Source organism: Croceicoccus marinus, from assembly GCF_001661675.2.
Taxonomy (GTDB): Bacteria; Pseudomonadota; Alphaproteobacteria; order Sphingomonadales; family Sphingomonadaceae; genus Croceicoccus; species Croceicoccus marinus.
The window spans coordinates 1,370,886-1,386,395 of sequence record NZ_CP019602.1 but is presented as its reverse complement, the minus strand read 5'-3'; the positions used below and the strand labels follow the sequence as shown (position 1 = coordinate 1,386,395).

Below are 15,510 nucleotides of genomic sequence, written 5' to 3'. Positions count from 1 at the left end.
GGCGTACGAAAGGAAAAGATTTTGGACATCGCTTTGAAAGGCGAAACCCGGACGATCGAACTGCGAACCGGCACGCTAAAGCTTACCGCGGACAATGGACCTCCCATAGGTGATCTGTGCCGCTTTGCTGCGCGCGCCAATCCGAAGCGCGGTTTCCTCATCGTCTCAAAGGTCCTCGGCCGGCACTTGCCAGCGCGACCTACCGCCATGCGCCGAACCATGCGCGATCTTGCTGATCAACTCGAGGCTGATCTTCCCGGTCCGGTCGTGTTTCTCGGGATGGCAGAAACGGCAACCGCCTTGGGACAGGGCGTATTCGCAGCCTATCAAGAGCGCACTGAACGCGAATTCCTCATTTATCTTCAGACCTCGCGTCAGCGAATGCCCGAAGCGCATGTCCTCGCCGAATTCGAAGAGGGACACAGCCACGCGACGACGCATATGATTCAGATCGCGCATCCCTGCATCTCGCCGCTCATCCGCCAGGCTCGCACCCTCGTGATCATCGATGATGAGAGCAGCACCGGAAACACTTTCCTCGCCGCAGCTGAAGCAATGCGCACAGTCATGCCGCAGCTTGAACGGATCGAGACGGTATGCATCACCGATTGGAGCGGTGGCGACTATCTCGCGAAGATGCCGCTGCCTGCCCAGCGCCATTCGATTCTTTCCGGTCGAATGGAATGGACGCCTTCGGCCAATGCTCCAATGGCCACTCTAGCTGCAGGCTCAAACAAACCGGGAAGCGTCCCTGCCGGCGCCATGCAATCGCGCGGCGGGCTGATGCAGGAAGAACGCGCTGAACGCAAAATCGAGGCCGTCGCTCGCGGCGAACGCATATTGGTGCTCGGCGAAGGCGAACATTCCTACGAGGCACTGCTGATCGCCGAGACAATCGAGCGTCAGGGCGGCATCGCAGCCGTCCAGTGCATCACGCGCAGCCCCGCGCTCGAAGGTCACGCCATGAGAAGCATCTCGAACTTCGAAGACAGCTATGGCTCGGGGGCGCCCTGCTTCCTCTACAACATCCTGTCGCACCAGCCTGACCGGATCATCATCGCGGCCGAGATCTCATGCAACCAGGCCCAAATGGCCCGCGATGCCTTGGAACAGCTTGGCGCCGACGTTCCCATCGAGCTGGTCCACTGCCGATATGGAGACGATGCATAATGGGCCCCGTCATCTTTACCGATCTCGACGACACGCTCTTCCAGACCAGCCGCAAACTCCCAGAGGCTCCTGGCGAAACGAAGGTCATGTCCTATTACGAAGACCGCCGGCCCAGCGGCTATGCAACTGAACGGCAGAGCAGGATGCTCAATTGGCTCGATGCAGAGCGCGTCGTGCCTGTGACCGCTCGAAGCCGAGAGGTCCTAGCCCGGGTCAACATCTCGCAGGCTCCTGCTATCTGTTCGAATGGCGGCTCTATCATCACGCAGGCCGGCGAAATCGACCGCGAATGGCATGCACGTATGACCCTTCTCGAAACGCGGCACGAGCGCATCGATGAAGTCTATCCCGAATTGACAGCGCAATTAAATGACGCTGACTACCGGCATTGGATCGTCTATGAAGAGGAGCTTCCGCTCTACATCGTCATCAAGACGAACCTTCCCGAAGACCGTCAACTCGATCCCGTCGAGCAGCAGATGCGAGAAGCCAAACCCTATGGCTGGCGCCTTCACCGTAACGGCAACAATCTCGCCGTTCTTCCGCCATGGCTGAACAAGCGCTCCGCCGTCGCGCACATGCTCGCCAAATTCCGCGAAATCGATCCGCATATTCCCTCGATCGGGATCGGCGACAGCCATTCGGATTGCGGCTTTATGGATCTTTGTGACCTCGCGGCTACGCCGACGAGCTCGCAAGTCTGGAAGCTCATTCAGAAGGGCAATGAGTGGTGCAGCTGAACTTGAAAGGGAAGGGGGAAAAGATGTTCTTTTCTGGAAGCTATCAGCCGCGCGACGTGCAGTTCCTGCTCAAGCCTGCGTCGATCGACACGACGCCCGTCGCCGAAAAGGAAGCGCTGATTCAATCGGGCAAACGTCACTACTCGGAGATGCTCTCACCAGAGGCAGTCCCCGATGAGCGCTACATGAACCTGTATGCCGAGGCCCTCGAGCGAAACGCAGGCAGGCTGCACGCGGACATCAAGACCTTGGCCAGGGCCATCAAGCAGCGCGAAGAGACCGCCGCATCATGCGTTGTCGTCTCTCTCGTCCGCGCCGGCACCCCAATCGGGGTCCTCTTGAACCGTGAGCTGGAGCGCCTTGGTGTCGCCGGTGCTCACTATTCGATCAGCATTATTCGCGGCCGCGGCATCGATGAGAACGCGCTCGCCTATATCCTCGAACATCACGCACCGAGTGAAATCGTGTTCGTCGATGGCTGGACGGGGAAGGGCGCAATCACGCGCGAGCTCATCTATTCGGTCGAAGAATTCGGTCTCGGCGTCGAACCCTTCCTCGCCGTGGTGGCAGATCCAGCCGGCTGCGCGCATCTTGCCGCCACAACCGAAGATTACGTCATCCCGAGCGGCCTTTTGAACGGCGTTGTATCGGGCCTCGTAAGCCGTTCGGTGCTAAACGACGCGCTCGTCGGTCCAGGCGAATTCCATGCATGCCTCTACATGCAGGAGCACGCAGATCACGATCTCAGCAATGATTTCCTCGGCGCGGTCGAGGCTGCGACACCAGCCGATCGAACATCTCAGCACTGGAACCGCGAGAGCGCCCAAGCCGCGCACGCTGCCTGCCAGGATATGCTGAGGTCGATCATGCATGACGACCGCGTCACCGATGTAAATCGGATCAAGCCGGGTATCGCCGAAGCCACCCGTGCGATCCTGCGCCGGGTGCCGGAGAAGGTCTATCTCTCGGATATGGCCGACCCCGAGGTTCGACATATGATCTATCTGGCCAGCAAAGCGGGCGTACCCGTTCAAGAGCGCGATCTTGGAAACTACCGCGCTGTCACCATCATCAAGAAGCTCGGAGGCGAACAGGAGTGAGCAGACACGTCCTGGGTGCGACCCTTTACATTCCCGCAATCCGCCCTAACCTTGCCGCCACGCTCGCAGACGAAGATCTGGGCCTGCGTTCGGCAGTGGTCTGTCTCGAAGATTCCGTCGGCGATGCTGACCTCGACGTCGCTCGCGGTGCATTTGCGGCCTTCGTCGCCAACCATCAGCCCAATGGCATATGCCGTGTCTATGCGCGGCCGCGCGATCAGGCGATGCTCGCATGGATGCTCGGCCTTGAAGGCATCGAAAATATCGATGGCTTCGTGCTTCCCAAGGTTACCACTCAGAACATCAGCGCATGGCTCGAGCTGGTTATGAAAAGCGGCCATGCCATCATGCCCACGATCGAGGGCGAGGAAGCCTTCGATATCGCGGCTCTTCAGGTCCTGCGCGCACAGCTTCTGCCTTTCCTACGTCAGGTCGATGCTATCCGTATCGGCGGGAACGACATCCTGAATATCCTCGGCGCCCGGCGCTCGCGTTACCGCACCGCCTACGATGGCCCGCTTGGCCAGGTCATCCGGGATTTTGCTGCAACGTTCATTCCTGCTGGCTTTGCCGTTTCCTCGCCGGTCTTCGAGCACTTCGGTGCGCCCGACGTTCTCGCCGAAGAAATCGAGCGCGATCTCGAGCACGGGATAATGACCAAAACGGCAATCCATCCCGAGCAGGTCCGGCAGATCCAGGCCGCTTATCGGCCCTCGGTCGCTGACCTTGCCGATGCCCGCCGGATCCTCGATGAAAATGCTCTTGCGGTATTCGGCTCCGATGGAAGCATGTGCGAACCGGCGACCCACCGGTCATGGGCCGCCAATATCGTGGCCCGCGCCCAGGCTTTCGGGCTCGAAAGCCACGAGAACATCACTCCGATCATGGTGGCCTGAACTTGAAAAGTTATGCGACATGTGTCATTTATTTAGCGACGCATGACGCTGGAAGGACAGGCGATGGATACAGCTGCTACAGATAAGACCTTCGATGTCGCCACCTCGTTTCTTGGCGGGCAGAGCCATCTGAGCGTGGCTGTTCACAACGGAATGGATGCCCACAAGCTGATCCAGCGCGGCATTCCTGCAAAGGCGGTCCAAGTCCTCGTGGCGAATGTCAGTTCCATGAGCGAGAAAGGCTTCATGGAAAAGGCTCTCGGCATGAGCTTGCGAACTTTCCAGCGATCCAAGCAGGATGAAACGCGGCTGCTCTCGCCAGAGCAAAGCGGCCGAACCTGGAAATTCGTCGAAATCCTCGCGCGGGCGACCCAGTTACTAGGGTCAAAAAAAGATGCTGAGGAATGGCTCGAGAAGCCTGCAATCGCTCTTGATGGTCAATGTCCGATCGATCTGATGACGACGCCAGCGGGCGCCAAGCTCGTCGAGGAGCACCTGTTGCGACTTGAGTATGGCGTCTACGTATGACGCCATTGCCGAGACCTCTGGGGGGAGGCGAATTCGTCATATGGCGCATCGACATGGAGCAATATGCTGCGAGCTGGGATAGCGGCATCGGCGCGTTTCAGTTCGGAGGTCGCTGGAACAGCAAAGGCAATCACGCAGTCTACGCATCGCTTGATCCATCGACGACAATTCTGGAACGCGCCGTCCACACCGGCTTCAATGCGCTGGACAATAACCGGCACATTCTCACCAGCGTCATCATCCATGAACCGGCAAAAATACATGTTGTCGAGCCGGATGCTGTCCCCAATCCGCACTGGCTGATCCCGGGGGCCACCAGCGCTGCACAACAGGCTTATGGCGATGCACTTACAGCCGATCACCCGTTCGTGATCGTTCCAAGTGCCATCTCCAGTAGAAGCTGGAATATCATCTTCAATCCTGAAACCGCGCAGGGCAATTACGCTCTTAGATCCCAAGAACGCTTTGCTCTCGATCCGCGCCTTAACCCGCCTTCAAACGATACGATCTAATGGAGTCTTCCATGTCCGACCTCACGCTTACCGCTCCCGAGCCCGTCAAACCTGTTGCCATCGAGAAGGCGGCAGGCCTCGTTCCGGTAAGCAATGAGGTTCGCAGCGAACTCCAGACCAAGGTCGAAAGCTACGTCAGCCAGCTCGTATCGCTCGATCCCCAAGGACCCGACTTCTCGACGAAGGTGAACCAGATCACCAGCATCGGCCAGAAGGAAATCGTCGCGCTCGCTAGCCAGTCGAACCGCTTTCTCGACCGCCCGACAAAATCCATGGAAGGCGAGGGGAGTGTCGGCCAGCGGCTGATGGAACTCCGCCACGTCGTCGAGGACCTCGATCCCGGCAAGGACAATAGCCTGCTCAAACCGCGCAAGCTCTTCGGGATCATCCCCTTCGGCAATCGCCTCACGGCATACTTCGACAAATATTCGTCGGCGCAGACTCATATCCAGGCCGTCCTCAGCCACCTTGCAAGCGGCAAGGACGAATTGCTCCAGGACAATATCGCGATCGATACCGAGCGCCGCAAAATGTGGGAGCAGATGGGCAAGCTTGAGCAGATGATCGTCATCGCCAAGTCGCTCGATACCAAAATCGAAGATGCCGCAAACAATCTCGATGCCACCGACCCTGCCAAAGCCAAGGCGCTGCGCGAAAGCGCGCTCTTCTACGTCCGCCAGCGTACCACTGATCTGCTCACACAAATGGCGGTCACCGTGCAGGGCTATCTTGCACTGGATCTTATCAAGAAGAACAACATCGAGCTCATCAAGGGCGTAGACCGCGCATCAACGACCACCATCACCGCGCTTCGTACCGCAGTCACCGTTGCGCAGGCACTCGCTAATCAGCGCCTCGTCCTGCAGCAAATCACTGCCCTCAACACGACCACCTCGAACATCATCGACAGCACCAGCCAGTTGCTTCGCGACCAAACGGGCAAGATCCACGAGCAGGCCGCATCCGCCACAATTCAGGTCGAAGTGCTTCAGCGTGCCTTTCAGAACATCTACGACACAATGGACATGGTCGACAATTTCAAATTCAAGGCGCTTGGCAATATGAAGGCCACGATCGACACGCTATCGGCCGAGACCGAGAAGTCCAAGGGATATATCGCGCGAGCCCAAGGGTCCGGACAAGCGGTGACCCATGACCCATTGTTGACGCCGGCCTGATCAATGAAATCGGCGCTTGTCTTCCTCATATGTCTTGCGATTGTCTACTTCCTCTGCAGGCGCTTCACAAAGCGTTACCTGGGCGAGCGAAGTGACATCGCCCAGCGTTTACGCCGGGCGGTAAGCGGGCGAACCCGCATCCCGCCAGCCGCAGATTTCATTTCAATAGATGACCGACTAATACCAGCCCGGCACCGCACGCACGAAGGCAACCAAGGAGGCGATACGATGAGCAAGGACGGCCTTTTCAGCCGAATTGCGAAAGCGATAGCCGGAGAAACCGCTTCGCCTGTCCCCCCTATGCCCGCGCCGCCAGCCGTTCCCCCTGTCGAATTCGATTACGAAGACGACCGCATCCCTACAGGCGCCAAGGAAAAGGTGCGACGCATCCTTGCCTGCCTGAAGGAAGTTGATGCCCTCATGGAACGCGAGCAGGCACCTGGCTTCACTCAGACCGACATTCGGCAAATGCGTGAACAGCACCTTCCAAAGCTTGTTAGAAGCTATATTGACATTCCGCCGGCCCACCGATCCGAAATCTTCCGGAAGACCGGCAAGTCAGCCAGCTACGTCCTTGAAGACAGCCTCGACCAAATGCAGGCGAAGATCGACGAGATCATGCGCAACTTAGCGCAGCACGACCTAGACGCCTTCACGGACAACACGCGATTCATCAAGGAGCGCTATACGAGTTCCAATCCATTTGACTGACCGATTTTGCGCGACACGCTTTGGCTCTACGCGTCCATCCATCCTATAATGGCAGGGGAAGTATCAAGAGTACATGACCATGGCAGCAACATCACATTCATTCATCACCGGCGAGCCGCTTCTGGCCAAGACCATCGCATGTCATGTTGGCGTCCCTTTCGTAATCGCGGATGCCACCTCGCTCACTCAAGCTGGCTATGTCGGCGATGATACCGAGACAATCCTTGTAAGGCTCCTTGTCGTCGCAGATGGCGACGTCGCAGCCGCAGAGCGGGGCATCGTGTCTATCGAAGAAATAGACAAGATCGCCGCCAAGGGTGGCGGCGTCGTACGGGGCGGCGACAAAGGTATACAGACCCGCAACGATGATGATCGTGGCATCTATAATGGCAATAGCGGCGAGGTCGTTTCGATGAGCGATAGCGGAAAGCGCGTGACTGTCGCTTTTTCCGGCCCCCAGAACATTGTCCCGTGAAATGACCGGAAAGCAGCTGGCCGACATCACGCCGGCGTGGGCCCTGACCGTCCATAAAGCACAAGGCTCCGAATACGATGTCGTCATCATTCCGATGTCGACCTCACATTGGTCGCTGCTTCGCCGAACAATGCTCAATACCAGTGTAGCCCGTGCCAAGAAGGATTGCGTCGTGGTCGGCCAAACTCGCGCAATCCGGCAAGCCCTTTCACGAGATGATAACCGGGAACGCCTTACCCGGCTGGCAGACCTCTTGGTTTAAAGCCGTTCCGTTTCTCGGCTCACCCCTGAAAATTCACAATCTCCAATCTGCCCACGTAGAATTCGAAAACCCAATCGTACGCCCAATTTAGCATGAGATCGACTATGTCCGACCTTTCCCGCCCGCCTGTTTGGCTCAGCTACGCTATGATTGGCGCACTGCTCATCGCTCTGGCGGCTCTGCCTTACGGCTATTACCAATTCCTCCGCCTGATCGTGACGGCCTACTGCGCCTATATGGCTTTCTGGCACTTCCAGATTAAGCCCGGCTTCTTCGCTTGGGTCTACGCCGCGGCCGCAATCAAATATAACCCGATCTTCGTCATCACGATGGAACGGGACACCCATGCAATTTTCAATATCGCCACTGCCATTCTCATCTTGCTCGAGATGACGGAAGCGCGCGAAAGCTTCCTCCGGCCAAAGAAGCGATAATGGGGAAGGGTGGCTATCTCGGCGGCAGCACGATCACCCAGACTAGCAAATGCGGCCCGCTCTCCAAAAAGGCTCCATCTCGCCTTGGCGTCACGAGCGGTCACATCACGGAGCGAAGGGCTGAGATCAAGAAGCAGCGCCAAGAGAAAACGCGAGGCAAAGAAAAAGCTCTACCATCAGAACATGAAGGCCCTTCGGACCCTCTAAAAGACATACGTTGAAAGCCACCGAAAGCCCGCTGCCGGCGCCACGCTCGGCAGTGCCCTTCAGGCCGCATTTAAGCGGAAGGCAAATCGATGAGCAAGGCCACGCTTCTTCGGATCGAGTTTGCTGCTCTCCTGGGAATGAGCGGTATCGCCATCTATGAACTCATCAGGTTCGTGACTTCGTAAGCCTTCAGCTTCAAAGGTATCCCATATGCTTATCTTGCTCTTCGCCGCTGCGATCGTACCTTCCGGACAGACCTTCGAATGCACTCCAATTCGGGTCTGGGACGGCGATGGTCCAATCTGGTGCGCAGAGGGGCCGAGGATCCGGGTTTCAGGTGTAGCAGCCCGAGAAACAGACGGCACTTGCCGCCCCGGTCATCCTTGTCCCGACGCAGATCCAGAAACCGCAAAGTCTGTCCTTGTAGACCTCGTCGGTGTCCGGACGGGTACAAGCCGGGAAGGACATGCCTTGGTGAAAGGTCCGACGATGCATTGCATCTCCACCGGCTCCGCAGGCGGCAACCGTACCGGAGCCTGGTGTGTGTCACCCAAGAGCGGTGACATATCCTGCGCTCTTGTAGCATCCGGAGCAGCAGCGCGCTGGGATCGCTATTGGGGAAATCACCGATGCCGCGATCAGCCCTAACGCATGCTTTCGTAGCGTTTATTCTTGCCACATTCTCAGCCTCTCCTGCGTCTGCCCATCCCGGCCGCACCGCAGCCGACGGCTGTCATAATAACCGCAGCGCGGGCGAGCGCCATTGCCACAACGGCAGTTCGAAGCCTCTACGGGCCAGCGGCGCTGCGCCCCGCGACTATTTCCCAAATTGCGCATCTGCGCGCGCGGCTGGGGTGGCACCTCTTCGCAAGGGCCAACGCGGCTATGGCCGCCATCTCGACCGAGATAACGATGGGATCGCATGCGAAACCTAAATGCAGGCACTAAGGTTGCCCTGCCAATTTACGCTTCGAATTCGCTCCAGCATTCGTATTCCAAATCGATCAGTGAGGCATCTCGATGGCCAGCCGTCCCACTTATGCTAATCACAAACAGCGGGCCATCGTCCTAGCGATGATTGCGGTAGCGTCCATCGCAGCGTGGCAAACGCAGATTGGCAGCCTATTGCTTTACCCGTTCACGATCCTTGCAACTTGGTTTCTTGAGATGGGGCACGGCCTCGCAGCCGTGATCGTCGGCGCCAGCTTCGAACATCTCGTCATCTATCCCAGCGGATCTGGCTACGCCCAATATCTACTTCCAAGGGATCGCATTGGCTTCGCCGATGCGTATATCGCGGCATGCGGACCACTCCGGCCCGCGGCTGCTGGGTCGTTGCTCATCCTTTCCTCGCGCACTGCCAAGGGAACTCGCATCGCGCTCCTGCTGCTTGGCACATTTCTGCTATTGAGCACTGTCGTCTGGGTCGGATCGGTAACCGGCTGGATCATCCTGCCTGCACTAGGATTGGCCATCCTCGCCATCGCTCTCCAGGAAGCGGGTCGGTTCCAGCAATTCATCATCCAGCTCCTCGGAGTGCAGGCCTGCATCAGTGTCTGGAGCCAGTTTGACTATCTCTTCAGCACCGGTGGCGTAAGCCCGGCCGCTCAATCGGACACTGCCGCAATCGCCGAGATCCTTTTTCTTCCAAACTGGTTCTGGGGCGCGCTCATCAGCGCAGCGACCGTCCTCATGTTCTTATGGAGCTTTTCCGTCGCATTCCGCGAGGAACGCCCGAGCCGATCGCGGGCTGCGTTGAAGCTTTAGCCCGTAACACCCTGTGGACTTGTAGCGGTTAGCGCCGCGTTGGCTAGTGCTGCCGCCCGATCAGCTCTGCCTTCGACGATTTGAAGAATGTCTCGACGGCGGATCTGTCATAGCAGTTTCCTTTGAGCGCGGTAATACGGACCTAAGCCTGGAACTGTCATAAGACGAACGTAGACGGGATCGGCAACCGCACGCCTTTCGAGCAGTCGGCCGAATGCACGCAATTGCTTCTCCAAAGCCTCGATTGAACTTATCAGAGGGGCAAACAACTATTCGAGATCCGGTCGCTGCTGGAACAGCGCATGCAGACGTTCTGCGCGCTTCTCGGTCGTTTTGTAAGCGTGGCGTGGAGGCCGCCGATTATGCGGCTTCGGCGATCAGCGGTCGCTGGGGAGCAGCCCAGTTCCATGGCATGAGCTCGTCCCAGCGCGATGCTGGCCATCCGTCTGCAATCTTTGCGATGACGTCGCCGATATAGGCCTGCGGCTCGATGCCGTTGAGTTTCGCGGTCTCGATGACGGAATAGATAGCAGCGGCGCGCTCCCCTCCCGCCTCGGAGCCAGCGAACAGCCAATTCTTGCGGCCTATAGCAACGCTGCGCATCGCGCGTTCGGCGATATTGTTGTCGACCTCGGCTCGTCCATCATCGAGGAAGCGCGTGAGGGCAATCCAGCGTTTGCGGCCATAGGCCAGCGCCTTGGCCATTGCCGACTTGGGCGATAGGCGGCGCAACGCATCGTCGATCGCCGAGCGTAACTCGTCGACCAATGGCCTGGCTTTCTCCTGCCGCCATTGCCGGCGGATATCGGGGGGCTGGCCGCGAACTTCGTCTTCGATCCGATAGAGTGCTCCGATCCGCTCGAGCAGATCGGTGGTCAGCGGTGTCGGACTGGTCTGATGGTTCTCGAATATCTTGCGCCGGAAATGCGCCCAGCAAGCCACTTCCTGAATGCGATTGCCGCCATAGAGCTTGGCATATCCGGCGTATCCATCTGCTTGAAGGAGACCGGTGAATGTCTTCAGTTCGGTTTGCGGATGGGTGCCGCTGCGTGTCTGAGTGAACTTGTACCACACCAGTGGTGGCCCGTTTGCTCCGCTGGCCCGGTCATCGACGACATAGGCCCAAAGCCGACCTTGCGCGGTTTTGCCCTTGCCTGGCACCAGCATCGGTACGGGCGTGTCGTCGCTGTGAATTTTGGCTGCCTTCAGGCCTTCCTCGCGAATGCGCGATACGATGGGGTCGAGCAGCTGCGCGGCCTGTCCTGCCCAGCCTGCCAGGGTCGACCGATCGATATCGAGGCCTTGTGCCGCCATCATCTCGGCCTGCCTGTAAAGCGGGAGGTGATGGTCGAACTTGGATACCACCACATGGGCGAGCGTGCCGAAGCTGGCCTTACCCCGGGCGACGGCTTTTGCACGAGCCGGTGCCTGCACGATCTTCTCGCAGGCACGGCAGCTATACTTGGGGCGGATTGTGCGGATGACGCGCCACTGGACCGGCAGGACATCGAGGATCTCGTCGCTGTCTTCACCCAAGGGACGCAGGGTGCCGCCGCACTTGGGACAATTGCAGCGACCTGTCTCGGGTTCGATCCGCTGCTCGTCCCGAGGCAGATGAGGCGGAAGGCTGCGAACCGGCGACGGCCGTTCGGACCTTTGTGCCGACGTGGCCTGACGGACATCGGCGACAGCGGCTTCGCCTTCGAGTTCCTCGAGCGTCAGTTCAAGCTGCTCAATCTGTGCCGACAGCTTCTCCGACGACTGCCCGAACGTCATGCGGCGCAGCTGCGCCAATTGGAAACGCAGCGTGTCGATCAGCGTATCCCGCGCCGCCAAGGCGGCTTCCAGCTCGGCGATCCGGGCGTCTTTATCAGGGTTGGAAGAGGCTGCGTCCGACACCGCGATCCATTAGCACAATAGGCCGCTATTCGCTAGAAAAACCGCGCAAATCCGCTACTTTTTAGCCCGCCAGAAGCGGCGCTGTGGTGCGCTCGGGACGACGCCAGTCGATACCTTCGAGAAGCATGGAAAGCTGCGCTGAGGTCAGGCTGACTTTGCCCGTCTTTGTCATTGGCCAGACGAATTTGCCGCGATCCATACGCTTGGAAAAGAGGCACATGCCTTGGCCATCGAACCAGAGCAGCTTGATCAGATCGCCACGCTTGCCGCGGAACGCGAACAGCGCGCCGCTATGGGGTGAATGCTCCAACACCTGCTGGACCAGGACCGCCAGGCCATCAAATCCCTTCCTCATGTCTGTCGCGCCGCACGCCAGGTAAACTCGCGTCGAGGGTGGCAGGGGTATCAAAGGCTCAATACCGAGATCACGCGAGCCAGGGCTTTGCCATCGACCATCGCATCCACAGTCAGGCGGACACCTGTCGGCAGTTCGATCCTGATATGCCCGCAATGAGACGGCACGGGCGGCGCGCCGTCGCTGACAACCGGATCCGCGACTTCAACCTCGGAAAATGCCGGCACCGATAGAGGCGAGACGCCGACCAGTTCTCCCGACATGGCCTGTCGTCGCCATGTATAAATGGATCCGCTGCCAATCTCGTGCTGCTCACACGCCGCGCGGACCGAGCCGCCGGGCCCAAATGCATCCCGCAGGATCGCCAGCTTCTGCTCCACCGTCCAGCGTCGTCGGCCTGAAACCCGCCCGACAACCTCAATGCGAGTACTCATATGACCACTCATATGCGTACTCGCTGTGGATCGGCGTGCAAAAGGGACCCTGTTAGAGGGGTGATCGGCGTCTAAAAGGGACCCTTCATTCTGATGGTGTAGTTGACCGCCTGGTTTTCCAGGTGGTGAGATCGGGATGTTGGTGGTGGAGACGATTGTTCGGATTCGGCGGGAGCACGCGAGCGGGAAGGCGATCAAGGCGATTGCGCGCGATCTGCGGTTATCCCGCAAGGTGGTGCGCAAGGCGATCCGGGCACCAGAAGGCGCATTCGATTATCGCCGCACGGTTCAACCGCTGCCCCGGCTTGGGCCGTTTCAGGAGCGGCTCGACACGCTGCTGGCGGAGAACGAGGCCCGGCACCGGCGTGATCGGCTGCGCATGACCCGGATCCATGATCTGCTGTGCCGTGAGGGGTTCGAGGGATCCTACGACGCGGTCCGGCGCTACGCCCGGCGCTGGACGGAAGCGAGGCGCAAGGATGCGGGTGATGGGGCGCCCGCGTTCATCCCGCTCATGTTCAAGCCCGGCGAGGCCTACCAGTTCGACTGGAGCCACGAGGATGTGGAGATCGCGGGCAAGCCGATGCGAGTGAAGGTGGCGCAGATGCGGCTGTGTGCGTCGCGGGCTGTCTACGTCCGGGCCTATCCGCGCGAGACGCAGGAGATGGTGTTCGACGCCCATGCCCGGGGCTTTGCCTTTTTTGGCGGCGTTCCCCTGCGCGGCATCTACGATAACATGAAGACCGCGGTCACCACCGTGTTCGTCGGCAAGGAGCGGGTGTTCAACCGCCGCTTTCTGGTCATGGCCGATCATTACATGGTCGAGCCGACCGCTTGCTCGCCGGCGGCGGGATGGGAGAAGGGTCAGGTCGAACATCAGGTCCAGACGATCCGGGGCCGGTTCTTCCAGCCTCGCCTGCGCTTTGCCAGCATCGAGGAGCTCAACGGGTGGCTGGAGGCCGAGTGCCTGCGCTGGGCCGCAACGCACGCGCATCCCGAGCAGAAGGAGCTGACCGTTGCCGAAGCGCTGGACCTCGAACGGTCTGCCTTGCAGCCGATGTTGGCGCCCTTCGACGGCTTCCACGAGACCGCCCATGCCGTGACCGGCACGTGCCTGATCAGCTTCGACCGCAACCGCTACTCAGTCATGGCCAAGGCTGCGCGGCGGGCCGTCCAGGTCCGCGCCTATGCCGACCGCATTGTCGTGCGCCTCGGCGACGAGGTAATCGCCGAGCATGCCCGGCACTTCGGCCGTGACCGGACGATCTATGATCCCTGGCATTACCTGCCCGTTCTGGCGAACAAGCCCGGCGCTTTGCGGAACGGCGCGCCCTTCCAGGGGTGGGACCTGCCACCGGCACTGACGCGGTTGCGGCGCAAGCTGGGCGGCGGTGATGAAGCCGACCGCCGCTTCGTGCGCGTACTGGCAGCCGTAATGACCGATGGTCTGGAAGCGGTCGAGGCCGCGATCCGGGAGGCGCTCGATAACGGGGCCGTCAGCGACGAGGTAATCCTCAACATCCTGGCCCGATACCGGGACCCGCCACCCGAGTGCCCCCTGGACGTGGTCGTTGATCTCAAGCTCAGTCACCCGCCGATCGCGGACTGCGCGCGCTACGATACGGTGCGAGACCTCCATGCAGCGGCATGAGATGATCGAGGCGATGCGCGCTCTCGGCCTCAAGGGCATGGCAGGGGCCTTCGACGAGGCGGTTACCACCGGGCTGCAGCGCAAGCGCACGACCCACGAGATCCTGACCGACCTGCTGCGTGCCGAAGCCGCGCATCGTCATGCCGCCTCGATCCGCTACCGCATGACCGCGGCCAAGCTGCCTGTAATCAAGGACCTCGATGCCTTCGTCTTCGAGGGCAGCCCGATCAACGAAGGACTCGTTCGTTCGCTGCACGCCGGCTCGTTCCTGCCAGGGCGGCGCAATATCGTGCTCATCGGCGGCACAGGGACGGGCAAGACCCACCTGGCTATCGCGATCACCGCCAGCGTCGTGCGTGCCGGTGCCCGTGGGCGCTACTTCAACACCGTCGACCTCGTCACCCGGCTCGAGGAGGAAGCCCGCATCGGAAAGGCCGGCACCATCGCTGCCCAGCTCGGCAGACTCGATCTCGTGGTGCTGGATGAACTGGGCTATCTGCCGTTCGCCCGATCCGGCGGGCAGCTCTTGTTCCACCTGATCAGCAAGCTCTACGAACAGACCTCTGTCATCATCACCACCAACCTCGCCTTCGGCGAGTGGCCCACCGTGTTCGGCGAGCCGAAGATGACCACCGCGCTGCTCGACCGCATCACCCACCATTGCGACATCGTCGAGACCGGCAACGACAGCTGGCGCTTCAAAAACCGCAGCTGACCCGATCAGAAAAACGCCTTCGCGCTGCTGACGCCTCCGGTCGGGCTACGCCCTTCCTACGCCGCCAGCAGCGCGAAACCCGCGCCCAACGTCGATCGATCTATGCAACGCTAACGGGGTCCCTTTTGCGCGCCGATAGGGGGTCCCGATTGAACGCCGATTGACATACTCGCTCGGTCCGGCTCGCTATCGCCCATCTTTGCCACTCCATTCAAAGGAGCGGCCATCAACCCTGCAATCCCGCTCCAAGCAAGGCGGCCTGCAGCCCACGGTTACGTCGTTTTCACCGAGCCTATCCGTAGGCCAAAGAGGTTAAGAGCCCCCTTAGCTGGTTCGCCATGACATTCCGCGCAGTGATCAGTTGCATGCGAATACACGGGGCTGATGGCGCGACCTACATCGAAGGCCGCCGCAAGCATTGCTAGGGTTCAGACTCGTTCAGAGCCAGAAGGCCACAGCGGCAGCGAGGCTTACGG

Annotated in this window: 18 protein-coding genes; 15 read left to right on the top strand and 3 right to left on the bottom strand. The window is 59.8% G+C overall.

From position 1 onward, the window contains the following. Nucleotides 1-21: 21 nt before the first annotated feature. The 13 genes from A9D14_RS06610 (at nucleotide 22) to A9D14_RS06545 (ending at nucleotide 9,980) form a co-directional block, all read left to right on the top strand. On the top strand, nucleotides 22-1,170 hold the full coding sequence (locus A9D14_RS06610) for a phosphoribosyltransferase domain-containing protein (protein ID WP_232468844.1): 1,149 nt from the start codon (nucleotides 22-24) through the stop codon (nucleotides 1,168-1,170). Continuing rightward, a complete protein-coding gene (locus A9D14_RS06605) occupies nucleotides 1,170-1,910 on the top strand; it encodes an HAD family hydrolase (protein ID WP_066844262.1) in 741 nt (246 codons plus the stop codon). The genes A9D14_RS06610 and A9D14_RS06605 overlap by 1 nt, the downstream gene beginning before the upstream one ends. Continuing rightward, nucleotides 1,898-3,010, top strand: coding sequence for a cysteine protease StiP domain-containing protein (locus A9D14_RS06600; protein WP_232468842.1), 1,113 nt, complete (start codon nucleotides 1,898-1,900; stop codon nucleotides 3,008-3,010). The genes A9D14_RS06605 and A9D14_RS06600 overlap by 13 nt, the downstream gene beginning before the upstream one ends. Continuing rightward, a complete protein-coding gene (locus A9D14_RS06595) occupies nucleotides 3,007-3,906 on the top strand; it encodes an HpcH/HpaI aldolase/citrate lyase family protein (RefSeq protein WP_066844259.1) in 900 nt (299 codons plus the stop codon). Before A9D14_RS06600 ends, A9D14_RS06595 begins: the two co-directional genes overlap by 4 nt. Nucleotides 3,907-3,948: 42 nt before the next feature. Next, on the top strand, nucleotides 3,949-4,434 hold the full coding sequence (gene parS, locus A9D14_RS06590) for a type II RES/Xre toxin-antitoxin system antitoxin (protein WP_066844255.1): 486 nt from the start codon (nucleotides 3,949-3,951) through the stop codon (nucleotides 4,432-4,434). A 53-nt stretch (nucleotides 4,435-4,487) separates the two neighbouring features. After that, entirely contained in the window at nucleotides 4,488-4,946 is a 459-nt protein-coding gene (locus A9D14_RS06585) for an RES family NAD+ phosphorylase (RefSeq protein WP_198302062.1), read from the top strand. A gap of 11 nt (nucleotides 4,947-4,957) precedes the next feature. Continuing rightward, entirely contained in the window at nucleotides 4,958-6,124 is a 1,167-nt protein-coding gene (locus A9D14_RS06580) for a toxic anion resistance protein (protein ID WP_083988003.1), read from the top strand. Between the two features lie 228 nt (nucleotides 6,125-6,352). After that, on the top strand, nucleotides 6,353-6,835 hold the full coding sequence (locus A9D14_RS06575; RefSeq protein ID WP_087910551.1) for a hypothetical protein: 483 nt from the start codon (nucleotides 6,353-6,355) through the stop codon (nucleotides 6,833-6,835). Between the two features lie 73 nt (nucleotides 6,836-6,908). Further along, nucleotides 6,909-7,310, top strand: coding sequence for an AAA family ATPase (locus A9D14_RS20270; protein WP_083987730.1), 402 nt, complete (start codon nucleotides 6,909-6,911; stop codon nucleotides 7,308-7,310). A 1-nt stretch (nucleotide 7,311) separates the two neighbouring features. After that, nucleotides 7,312-7,572 carry an ATP-binding domain-containing protein gene (locus tag A9D14_RS06565; protein WP_083987728.1) on the top strand — a complete coding sequence of 87 codons (261 nt, stop codon included), beginning with the start codon at nucleotides 7,312-7,314 and terminating at the stop codon, nucleotides 7,570-7,572. 104 nt (nucleotides 7,573-7,676) lie between these two features. Continuing rightward, complete coding sequence (locus A9D14_RS06560) at nucleotides 7,677-8,006, top strand: DUF6804 family protein (protein ID WP_066844244.1); 330 nt, start codon at nucleotides 7,677-7,679, stop codon at nucleotides 8,004-8,006. Between the two features lie 836 nt (nucleotides 8,007-8,842). Then, nucleotides 8,843-9,148, top strand: coding sequence for an excalibur calcium-binding domain-containing protein (locus tag A9D14_RS06550; RefSeq protein WP_083987724.1), 306 nt, complete (start codon nucleotides 8,843-8,845; stop codon nucleotides 9,146-9,148). Nucleotides 9,149-9,233: 85 nt separating this feature from the next. Beyond that, the gene (locus A9D14_RS06545) at nucleotides 9,234-9,980 is read left to right on the top strand and encodes a M50 family metallopeptidase (protein WP_066844242.1); all 747 of its coding nucleotides are present in this window, start codon (nucleotides 9,234-9,236) and stop codon (nucleotides 9,978-9,980) included. Nucleotides 9,981-10,340: 360 nt separating this feature from the next. On the opposite strand, the gene tnpC is transcribed toward A9D14_RS06545, so the two are convergent. From tnpC to A9D14_RS06530, 3 genes are all read right to left on the bottom strand, one after another. Further along, nucleotides 10,341-11,879 (bottom strand): IS66 family transposase, encoded by a 1,539-nt coding sequence (gene tnpC / locus A9D14_RS06540; protein WP_066844240.1) that lies wholly within the window; start codon nucleotides 11,877-11,879, stop codon nucleotides 10,341-10,343. Nucleotides 11,880-11,940: 61 nt separating this feature from the next. Continuing rightward, nucleotides 11,941-12,288 carry an IS66 family insertion sequence element accessory protein TnpB gene (gene tnpB, locus A9D14_RS06535; protein ID WP_066844237.1) on the bottom strand — a complete coding sequence of 116 codons (348 nt, stop codon included), beginning with the start codon at nucleotides 12,286-12,288 and terminating at the stop codon, nucleotides 11,941-11,943. Then, nucleotides 12,285-12,614: a transposase gene (locus A9D14_RS06530; RefSeq protein WP_232468831.1), complete on the bottom strand. Its 330-nt coding sequence runs from the start codon at nucleotides 12,612-12,614 to the stop codon at nucleotides 12,285-12,287. Before A9D14_RS06530 ends, tnpB begins: the two co-directional genes overlap by 4 nt. Before the next feature lie 190 nt (nucleotides 12,615-12,804). Between A9D14_RS06530 and istA the strand changes: the two genes are divergently transcribed. Next, nucleotides 12,805-14,319 (top strand): IS21 family transposase, encoded by a 1,515-nt coding sequence (gene istA, locus A9D14_RS06525; RefSeq protein WP_066844234.1) that lies wholly within the window; start codon nucleotides 12,805-12,807, stop codon nucleotides 14,317-14,319. Further along, on the top strand, nucleotides 14,306-15,034 hold the full coding sequence (gene istB / locus A9D14_RS06520) for an IS21-like element helper ATPase IstB (RefSeq protein ID WP_066844231.1): 729 nt from the start codon (nucleotides 14,306-14,308) through the stop codon (nucleotides 15,032-15,034). The genes istA and istB overlap by 14 nt, the downstream gene beginning before the upstream one ends. The last annotated feature ends 476 nt before the right edge of the window (nucleotides 15,035-15,510 follow it).

What these genes read in the sequence shown, in the direction of transcription:
- A9D14_RS06545 (WP_066844242.1), top strand. Translation starts at nt 9,234, where the DNA reads ATGGCCAGCCGTCCCACTTATGCTAATCACAAACAGCGGGCCATCGTC.
- A9D14_RS06565 (WP_083987728.1), top strand. Translation starts at nt 7,312, where the DNA reads ATGACCGGAAAGCAGCTGGCCGACATCACGCCGGCGTGGGCCCTGACC.
- istA (WP_066844234.1), top strand. Translation starts at nt 12,805, where the DNA reads ATGTTGGTGGTGGAGACGATTGTTCGGATTCGGCGGGAGCACGCGAGC.
- parS (WP_066844255.1), top strand. Translation starts at nt 3,949, where the DNA reads ATGACGCTGGAAGGACAGGCGATGGATACAGCTGCTACAGATAAGACC.
- istB (WP_066844231.1), top strand. Translation starts at nt 14,306, where the DNA reads ATGCAGCGGCATGAGATGATCGAGGCGATGCGCGCTCTCGGCCTCAAG.
- A9D14_RS20270 (WP_083987730.1), top strand. Translation starts at nt 6,909, where the DNA reads ATGACCATGGCAGCAACATCACATTCATTCATCACCGGCGAGCCGCTT.
- A9D14_RS06585 (WP_198302062.1), top strand. Translation starts at nt 4,488, where the DNA reads ATGGAGCAATATGCTGCGAGCTGGGATAGCGGCATCGGCGCGTTTCAG.
- A9D14_RS06560 (WP_066844244.1), top strand. Translation starts at nt 7,677, where the DNA reads ATGTCCGACCTTTCCCGCCCGCCTGTTTGGCTCAGCTACGCTATGATT.
- A9D14_RS06575 (WP_087910551.1), top strand. Translation starts at nt 6,353, where the DNA reads ATGAGCAAGGACGGCCTTTTCAGCCGAATTGCGAAAGCGATAGCCGGA.
- A9D14_RS06605 (WP_066844262.1), top strand. Translation starts at nt 1,170, where the DNA reads ATGGGCCCCGTCATCTTTACCGATCTCGACGACACGCTCTTCCAGACC.
- A9D14_RS06550 (WP_083987724.1), top strand. Translation starts at nt 8,843, where the DNA reads ATGCCGCGATCAGCCCTAACGCATGCTTTCGTAGCGTTTATTCTTGCC.
- A9D14_RS06580 (WP_083988003.1), top strand. Translation starts at nt 4,958, where the DNA reads ATGTCCGACCTCACGCTTACCGCTCCCGAGCCCGTCAAACCTGTTGCC.